Source organism: Chitinophaga sp. H8 (assembly GCF_040567655.1).
In the GTDB taxonomy this organism is placed as follows: domain Bacteria; phylum Bacteroidota; class Bacteroidia; order Chitinophagales; family Chitinophagaceae; genus Chitinophaga; species Chitinophaga defluvii.
In genome coordinates this window covers 1,976-2,850 of record NZ_JBEXAC010000005.1, presented here as the reverse complement: position 1 = coordinate 2,850, position 875 = coordinate 1,976, and the positions used below count along the sequence as shown (strand labels likewise).

General features: G+C 60.7%; 1 protein-coding gene. It reads right to left on the bottom strand.

Features of this window, described 5'->3' with window-relative positions:
• Nucleotides 1-527: 527 nt before the first annotated feature.
• Nucleotides 528-830 carry a phosphoglucosamine mutase gene (locus ABR189_RS29940; protein WP_000251875.1) on the bottom strand — a complete coding sequence of 101 codons (303 nt, stop codon included), beginning with the start codon at nucleotides 828-830 and terminating at the stop codon, nucleotides 528-530.
• Nucleotides 831-875: the final 45 nt, after the last annotated feature.

The window sequence follows — 875 nt, the reverse complement described above, 5'->3', positions numbered from 1 at the left end:
CTCCCTTCGGTCGTTGCGAACACCTTGGGGCGCTGCCCCAAACCCCGCGTTCGCCACGTGGCAGGGGTGCAGGTGGCCGCGCCGCTTCGCTCTGCTCTACCTGCCCCCTTGCCTGAGCGTGGGGGTCACTCCATCACGTCAAGGGTTCGCTTCGCCGGGTGCTCACCCGATCCCTTCCGCTTCGCTCCAGGGCTGCGGCGGCGCCATGAAAGTCATCGCCTGCATTGAAGACCCTATAGTGATCAAGCAGATCCTTGATCACCTGAAGCACAAAGCCGAAACCAGCGGGACCAGGGCGTTACCCGAAAGCCGGGCGCCACCGGCTGAGCTGCTCCTGGGTCTGTTTGACTGACGAGCCTGAAGGCCAACGATACCAATCAAAATGCTGCGTTCACAGCGCCGCGGCAGGGATCCGCCGTGCTGGTTGTCGGAAAAGGAGCCGCTAGTGGGAAAGAGGAGGGTAAATTTTCAGCGTTGCTGGCTCCCCGTCAGCCGGATTGGGTTGCATCGCAGGGGTGTCGAAAGAGTCAACTGCGGTCCAAAGCTGTTGGACTTGGGTGAAAAGGGCGTTTATTCTTCCTATACGTTGTCGGCAGCGGGCCAAAAAGGAATACGTCCATGCCCATCGAGGTGAAACCGGCTGTGAGCGCGGGTTCAAGCATATAGCCCGACAGGCGCGTATCCTTGCCGATCACGACACGATGGCGGTGGTCACCGCGACGAAAGACACGGCCAGCCGCCATGCCGACGCGCAAGGCGGTTTCCGCCGTCATCGCGCCTTCGTTGGCTTTGCCACGAATACCGTCTGTGCCGAAATATTTGCGCACCATAAGGTCGATTATCCTGTCGTCGGGTCGCCCTCAAAGGGGACATGC